We start from the raw sequence: 7,973 nt of genomic DNA, 5'->3' as shown, positions 1-7,973 counted from the left end.
TAGGGCTTCTCTACGACTAAGGGCTTCTTGCCTTTGGAAATTGAGAGATTTTGTTTTATTCATTATGTGTCCTTTGTGGAAGAATTAGAAATCTTCGTGTAGATGTATTAATATTGTATCTAAAATATTGTTGAGTGTATTATAGAATTGTTTGTAGAGTATATCATCTCTCTTATTTTTTACATTATCTCTATACTATATGCACTATATTTGCTTTCTCATATATTGTTCAATGATTTTATTGTTCTTATTGTATTATGTATCTCTTATTCTTTAATATTATGCTTTTTGGCATAAGCTAGTATCTTTGCCCTTAGTTCTTCTGGGAAAGATTCTCTATACATTGCTGGGATTCTAGGGTCTAGCTTAATATCAAACTTCCCCTCTCTATAAAGCTCTTCTAAATACTCTGGGATATAGTAAGTAGGAGCATTAGGATAGCCTTGTGGGGGAGTTACTGCCATGACTTTGGCATGGAGGAGAAAATAATTCTTTAACCATTCTTTGTTTGCTTCGTTTGAGATATCATTATCTATAAATTCATCTAACTTATTTGTGCTAAATGGTATTATTTCATTTACTCTAGCCATAAACTCCCTTCTTGTTTGCTCTGTGGCTCTAGGGTCTCTAGGGTCTATGAGTTTGCCTACTTGGATTTCATCATTAAGGATGTGTAACATATTTCTATCATCTAAATATTCACTAAAATCCATCACCCAATCTACCCCTAATATCTCATCTATATAAGGATACATACCAAATCTATCTGGCTTTATCTTTTTAACGAGATTCATCACTTGTGCTAATCGTAAAGGGTTTTGATATGTGCCATAAAAAAAATAACCATCACCATAATAAGCCTTTTCCCACATATTACCTAATTGAATAGATAAAACATCTTTTTGATAGGTTCTTGCTGTAAAACCAGCAGTTTGTCCTCCACTAAATCCTTTTATATCTCCTAGCATACCTGCTGCTATTTCCCATTCAGCCATTGCTAAATGTCCATCACTTAGATGAGCTAAACCTCTATTTGCTTCTACTATTTCATAGAGTTCTCTATACTTTTCATTGATGAGATTACCATTTTCATCTACATTTGCTATAGCATCTAGTGGTATATCTATCACAGAGCTTCTTATACCACTTCTAATGACTAGGTATTTATATCTTTCTCTTTTTGTCTTTAGAGATTCATAATATGCTTTTTCTGCTTTTGTCCATGGAGCTATCGCTCCTTTTATAGGGTCTTTATAATAAAGCTTTTGGATTGCTTTAAACTCTGAGAGATGAGACTTTTGCCCTGTATAGTAGTTAGGGTCTAGGTAGTTGGGTTTGTAGTTGGCATAGGAGGAAGATTGTATAATGCTATTTGTTTGATGATAAATATCTGTTACATATTTGCTCGTCTCTTCTGAAATATCCATTTTTATCACTTCTGTAGTTGGTAGTTGTGTTGCCTCATCTTTTACAATTGCTATTCTTTCTTTTTTTAAAATCACATTACCATTAGAATCTAATTCTATATCATTGCCAAACGCATCTTTTGTTGTTGTCATTATTATTTTCTCCTTATTGTTTGAATTATTTGAATTGCAAGAACTTAGACTTAATCCTAGTAATAAAACTATACCTAGTTTTATAAATATTTTAAGAGTTATCCTATCCATAGTCCATCCTCCATTATTATCGTAGTAGCTAAACGCCCTATAAACTGGGGTCTAGGTATATTATATTTCTTTTTTGGGTCTATCCCCACATACATAGCCCTAATATTATTTAACCCTATGATATTGAGTTTTTCTAATAATTCTCTATATTTTGCATGATATGTATTTGTCTTTTTATCTGTATTCATATTACCCCTAGCTATATCACTGAGTATATCGATACAAGTATTATAGCAATCTATGGCTTTGTGTTGCTTATCATTTTCATCTAAAACTTTAAAAGAATTTATTTTTCCTTCATCTCTTAGCTGATAGAGTTCTTTATTATCTTTTAAAATCTTTAAACTTGCTTTGTTTGTGCCATTTGCAAAGAAGTCTATATCATTGATATAATAGTTTTTATCTTTGCTTACTCCTCTTAACTCATCTAAGAGTATATAGCCTAGTAGCTTTTGTAAGAGATAATTTGATACTTGTTTAGATGATGTATTGTGAAGATGATAGAAGAGAGCATCGAGCTTTCCTAATCCACCTGTCCTTAGTTGCCCTCCTATTATCATATCATAAAAATTAAATGAGAGAAAAGTATTATTAATTATCATAGGATAATACACCCCTACATCATCTCTCTCTAGTGCATAGGGATAATTGTATTTATAGCTAAGTTTGAGGATTTGCAGTCGTTCAAATTCTTTTTTACTTTTTTCATACTCTGTGATAAAGGCTTGATTAAAAATATTTAATGCTAGTGCTTGAGGCAATCCTTTTATAAAATCTTTAAATGTATCTGTGATAAAATCTCTTGCAAACAAACCTTTTTGTTTAAATATTTCTCTTTTTATCTCTTTGTTTATTTCCGCCTCTGCCGCCTTTTGCTTTTGTTCATCTTTGATGTTAGCATATTGCTTTTCTTTTTTAAGTCTTTTTCTTAAACCATCTTCATAGGATTTCATTTTTGGATTACTTACAATATCTCCTAATGCAATTACTTCAAACGCTTGTGCCTTATGGATTCTAACAAGCTGGATAAAAGCTTTTTTCTTGATTTGTTTTATTTTCGCATTGGCTCTATGCTCTTTGCCTTTTGAACCTGCAGTATAAAGCATTTTATCCTTAGAATTTAAGATTGTAGCAATATATAATAATCCAAGTTCTTCGATAAGTAAATCACTTAGCTTCTTTGAGAGATGAGATTTTAAAAGTGTTTTTGTAAGCTTATGTATTATATCTATGCCTGAGAAATTAAATAATATAGCAGAAAATGGGAAATATGCTGTGATAAAATTTTCAAGTATATCTTCTAAAATTATTTGATTATTGATTTGTGTTTTTTGTCTTTGCTGTTGCTCGATTTTTAGGAGTTTGTTATCTATTTCGTGTAGATTATTTTCAATATCTTTAAATATAGCATCATTTTCTTTGGAATCATCATTAGATTCTCTATGTGTAAATAGCATATTAAGTGTCTGCTGCTCTTGGTCGCTTAAATTTTGATTTTGCTCACTTTTTTCTATAGCAAGAACAAATTCTTCTATACAAAATGCTTGGCTATTATTTCCTTTTTGCTTAATAGAAAAATAAAGGGGGATATTCTTATCTGATAATGTCTCGATGTATGAATTTGTAGGGAGCATATTGATTTTTTCACCACCTATTTTTATATATTCATAATTCCATACACCAAATAATTGCGGGTCTGTCTCAACCTTGCCATAGAAATTTTTAATCACATAGTAGCTTAAAGCGAGTAGCAGAACTTCTAAGGCAGAATAATAGTTTTCTATTATAGTTACATATGGTGAGGATGTTGTTTTGTATTTGGTATTTCGCGTTAAAATTATGCTCTCAATATACCCTTGTAAGCAAACTATGCTTTCTTTAAAATACTGCTCTTCTTTTTCCACTATCTCTTTTTTATCTTTGGGTTGCTTAAAAAAAGATTGTATATATTGATAACTTTTAACTTTTTGCATCTTATTTTCTTCACTGCTAAAATTAAGAAAAGTCATTTTTAATCTTAAATACTCATTATATAAATCCTTATATTGCTCTTTGTCTATATAAACAAATGGACTTAGGCTAAGCACATAAGCTTCTTTTTTAGTTGCATTGATTGTGATTTGATATTTGCTATAATCAACTACTTCATTATAATTTTTATCAGGTTTTGGGTGAAGTATATCATTCGTGATTTTCTTTTGGTTTGTATTACCATAAGAGATTGTATTGCCTAATTTGTCAATGAGTGTTGCACTTAATCCCGCATTATGTTTATAAGGAGCATTGCTAATAATAAGATAATTAAAGCCTTGCTTGGCTTCGTCAGTTTCATATCTACTTTGTTTTTCGTTCTCCTTAATAAGTCTTATAATCTCTGTTGAATTAAAAAATGGACTTTCAATATAAGCAAAGCGATTATTTGAAGCTGACATTTGATGTTGTAAAAACTCACAAATTTTTCCCTTACCATATACGCCTATCGTATCGTTTGCTATTTTGCTATGAAATGCTATGCTTGCATTTTTATGAAAATCTTGCGATAATGGCTCTTTGAGCTGCAAACAAACTCCTAAATCTTGCTTGAGTGTAGTTTGAAACTCATCTACTTGTGTATTAAATCCAGAAAAATCAATAATTATCTTATCATCTATGATAAGTGTATTATGTAGAATACGATTTTCAAAAAGTGTGATAGTTGGTGCAATATCTTGAATTAAGAGTTTAATGACAGAACTTAAAATAGCATAATTATACTTAGAATCTATCCATTCTAAAATATTGCCTAGTGTTTTACTCCCTTCAAATAATGTATCAACACCCAAAAATAATAGATTACTTTTAGCAAATATCTTTTTAATACTAAAAATATCAATAATATTAAAGAAAAAATTTACTATTTCTTTATACATTTGGGAATTGTCATCTTCACAAATTTTTTGAATTGATTGATTGAGTTCATCAAATGCAGTATTTAAGCTATCTTCGAGCTTTGCTGCATTATGGAGATATTCAAGCTCCTCAAATTGCTTCACTTTCTCTATCAATGGTTGTTTTAAATTATTATTTATAGAATCGATAAGAGCTTTGCCACTACTATCCTGTGCTATAAATTTATCTATAGCTTGAGATATATTTTTTATATTTATATTTATATTTATATTTATATTTATATTTATATTTTTATTTATATTTTTATTTATATTTTTATTTATATTTTTATTTATATTTTTATTTATATTTTTATTTATATTTTTATTTATATTTTTATTTATATTTTCATTTTCATTTTTATCTTTATATTCATCTTCATCTGATAGCTGTTTGAGTAAAGATTCTACAAAGCCAAATAAAATACCAGATTCTGCTACTTGCATATTATGCACACAAATACTCTTGTCTATTGGTGTATCACTTATTTTTAAGTTATGTTTAAGATAATAAGTCTTTTGTGATGATTGTGTAATAATATTTTTTATATCAAGACTATTGTAGCTAAATACTTCTATATTTATATTATTATTTTTTTGTGATGCTAAATGTAAGAAATGTCTTGTCAGTTTAGTTTCAAAGTCAATTATCTTATCGCTATGATAAGATTCAAAATTTGAACAATAAAATTTTATTGTTTTGGCATTCTTGCTATGCTCTTGAATTGTGTTTAACAAGTCCTCTTGTGTATATATAAATTTTATATTTGTCTCACTCATCGTAATCCTTTAATGATTCATTGATAAGAAATATTTTCAATACCTCTCTCTCCTCTATCACACTATCCAACCCACTAGCTATCTCAATCTCTATCTTTTTCATCTTTGCAGGTGTATAGAGTGCTTTATAAAGCACTATCTTTTTATCTTTAGCTATTGTATCACAATACCTATAAATATACTGAAACCTCCCTACCCCATAATCTTTATATTCATATTCTTTATATGCTTTATCATAGACTTTAGGGATTTTCACTTACACTCCTTGCAATATTTTTGTATCGTTTTCTTGTATCTCTTTTGATATTCCTTTGGGAATATCGTATCATTCAAATATATTTGGTCTAAGATTCTAACTATTTCCCGCATAAGATCTCTACTATCATAGAGATTAAGGCACGCATTTGTATAGTCTGGATTCTTACCCTTTGTATCTTGCTTATTGTAAGTCTTGCTAAATTTTATATTAGCCCTATTTGTCCCACTATTTGCTTCTAATATTGTCTTGTGAGTAAAAGCGACAAGTTCATCTAAAAGCTTAGGTGGTATCATATGCCAAACTTCAGGGTGATTATGAGAAAATACATGCTTATCGACAAAATCACTCTGTGGATTGAATCTTTGTAGGCACACAAACAACGCATGGCGTTTGAGTTTGACTATTTTGTCATCTACACTCTCCCAAGTATCAAGCAATTCCATAGGTAGTGGCTGTTCTGCGGTGTAAGCAACACTAAACAATAGCAGTATTGCTAGAAATATCTTTTTCACTCTTTAACTCCCAAAAGTAAAATTTTCCCAAAAATAGATTTTAACCCTATTCATCTTTAAGGTTTTTTATCATATCTTCATATTCTTTAGAATTATACATATCAAGGCAAGCCACGAAATACCATGGTTGATATTTGGCATAAAATTTTTCATTTTTAAATTGTGGCAAATAACGATGAATATTGTTTTTGATAAATATGAGGATATTGTTTCCATCGTGTGGATTGACTATCTCTATTGAGTTAAAGGCATTTGGAGATTCTGCTATCCCTAGTGGTAGATTAGAATCTTTATAAAATTCACGCACACAGAGGCTAAAGCCCAAATTTTTCTTAGTTACAAACACAAATTCTTCCCATTCTGCATTATCTCTATCACTAGCATATATACAATGACTAACAACAAGCATTATTAATAATATTCTTTTCATTTTAACTCCCAAAAATCAAATATTTCTACAACAATATTCTCACCTCTATCAACAAGAAAGTTATTTGCTTCTTCTTGCTTATAATCTACAAATCCAACATTGCTACCACCCCATAAGGTTATATGTCCATATTCTTCCCTCCAGCCTCTAATTTTCATCGCAACAACACCTTTTTTATTGAGCCTAAAAAACTCATTGTGATAAAAGTCTATATTTTCTTGTTTTGAATACATTGTTTTAGAAGTATATGGTTTATCGGCACTTCCCCACACTTTTCGTAATTTTAACAACATAACTATTTCTTTTACTCTTAAAAAATAATTATGCTTATCGCCACCTTGTAAAATTAATGCTTTTTCAAAGTTAGCATCTCTCTTAGATTTATCTAAAGGCATATAATTTTCAAGGAACATATTACTCTTATTCAAAGCATAACTTACTTGTAGTGTACAAGTATTTGCATAATTTCCATAGTCTGGGCTTTTCCCAAAAAAATTTAAATATCTAATACGCTCCAATAATGGCATTCCTCCAACCATTGCAAATCTTGCAGAGATGCAATCTATCTTTTTTGACTCTATATCAGCTACTCCCTTTGCTTCAGTTTTAGAAATTCCACCTCTCCATTTTGCTTCTTCCAATATACCCAGCTTAAATCTCTCTTGTAAATTTTCATCATTTGGACTAGCAGTATTTATCTCCTCATACGCCTCTTTTACACAATCCCAACAAGGTCTCTTGATATTTATTTCGCACACACAATTAGACATAGACTTTCACCTTTCCTGTTTGAATCTTTTTATCCCTAAACACATTCCTAATTATTATCTCATTATCCTTAACTCTGCCTTTGAGAGTAAGATTGTCATTTTGTGTTTCTAATCTTACCTCTACTTCCTCTCCATCACTATATCCTTGTGTATTAATATGCAAGTTTATATCATTAGAATGTCTCGAATTATCTTGCAATCTTATCATATCCCCTCCATAGCTAAAATACATATCAAGTATTTGCTTGTTCATATTCTCTTTATTTGTTAAAGAAGAATCTTGGTTAGAATCTTTGTCTGTATTGCTAGAGTTTGCATTAGAATTTCCATCTTTGCTATTTTTATCCTCTCCTCCCCACAATCTCTCCCCATATCCTTTATTGATGATATAAAGCTTTAAGATATTAGAATCCATATCATTATCTTGAGATTCTATCACACTATCCAACCCACTAGCTATCTCAATCTCTATCTTTTTCATCTTTGCAGGTGTATAGAGTGCTTTATAAAGCACTATCTTTTTATCTTTAGCTATTGTATCACAATACCTATAAATATACTGAAACCTCCCTACCCCATAATCTTTATATTCATATTCTTTATATGCTTTATCATAGACTTTAGG

At 29.9% G+C, this 7,973-nt stretch carries 6 protein-coding genes and 1 pseudogene; all 7 read right to left on the bottom strand.

Features of this window, described 5'->3' with window-relative positions; all coding sequences use genetic code 11:
* Positions 1–266 precede the first annotated feature (266 nt).
* Positions 267–1,670: a hypothetical protein gene (locus tag CQA53_RS09695; protein WP_245945861.1), complete on the bottom strand. Its 1,404-nt coding sequence runs from the start codon at positions 1,668–1,670 to the stop codon at positions 267–269.
* Positions 1,658–5,377, bottom strand: coding sequence for a hypothetical protein (locus tag CQA53_RS12410; RefSeq protein WP_181882416.1), 3,720 nt, complete (start codon positions 5,375–5,377; stop codon positions 1,658–1,660). Before CQA53_RS12410 ends, CQA53_RS09695 begins: the two co-directional genes overlap by 13 nt.
* On the bottom strand, positions 5,370–5,633 hold the full coding sequence (locus CQA53_RS09690; protein WP_115543794.1) for a hypothetical protein: 264 nt from the start codon (positions 5,631–5,633) through the stop codon (positions 5,370–5,372). The genes CQA53_RS12410 and CQA53_RS09690 overlap by 8 nt, the downstream gene beginning before the upstream one ends.
* Positions 5,630–6,148, bottom strand: coding sequence for a hypothetical protein (locus CQA53_RS13340; protein WP_245945859.1), 519 nt, complete (start codon positions 6,146–6,148; stop codon positions 5,630–5,632). Before CQA53_RS13340 ends, CQA53_RS09690 begins: the two co-directional genes overlap by 4 nt.
* A 46-nt stretch (positions 6,149–6,194) precedes the next feature.
* The gene (locus tag CQA53_RS09680) at positions 6,195–6,578 is read right to left on the bottom strand and encodes a hypothetical protein (protein ID WP_115543793.1); all 384 of its coding nucleotides are present in this window, start codon (positions 6,576–6,578) and stop codon (positions 6,195–6,197) included.
* Positions 6,575–7,348: a T6SS effector amidase Tae4 family protein gene (locus tag CQA53_RS09675; RefSeq protein ID WP_115543792.1), complete on the bottom strand. Its 774-nt coding sequence runs from the start codon at positions 7,346–7,348 to the stop codon at positions 6,575–6,577. The genes CQA53_RS09680 and CQA53_RS09675 overlap by 4 nt, the downstream gene beginning before the upstream one ends.
* Positions 7,341–7,973, bottom strand: a pseudogene (locus CQA53_RS13335) (hypothetical protein); the annotation flags it as partial. The gene CQA53_RS09675 and the pseudogene CQA53_RS13335, both read right to left, overlap by 8 nt.

The organism is Helicobacter didelphidarum (assembly GCF_003364195.1).
Classification (GTDB): Bacteria; Campylobacterota; Campylobacteria; order Campylobacterales; family Helicobacteraceae; genus Helicobacter_A; species Helicobacter_A didelphidarum.
Note: the sequence above shows the minus strand (reverse complement) of the source record. Positions and strands in the feature narration are given on the sequence as shown.

What these genes read in the sequence shown, in the direction of transcription:
- CQA53_RS09695 (WP_245945861.1), bottom strand. Translation starts at nt 1,670, where the DNA reads ATGGATAGGATAACTCTTAAAATATTTATAAAACTAGGTATAGTTTTA.
- CQA53_RS12410 (WP_181882416.1), bottom strand. Translation starts at nt 5,377, where the DNA reads ATGAGTGAGACAAATATAAAATTTATATATACACAAGAGGACTTGTTA.
- CQA53_RS09680 (WP_115543793.1), bottom strand. Translation starts at nt 6,578, where the DNA reads ATGAAAAGAATATTATTAATAATGCTTGTTGTTAGTCATTGTATATAT.
- CQA53_RS09675 (WP_115543792.1), bottom strand. Translation starts at nt 7,348, where the DNA reads ATGTCTAATTGTGTGTGCGAAATAAATATCAAGAGACCTTGTTGGGAT.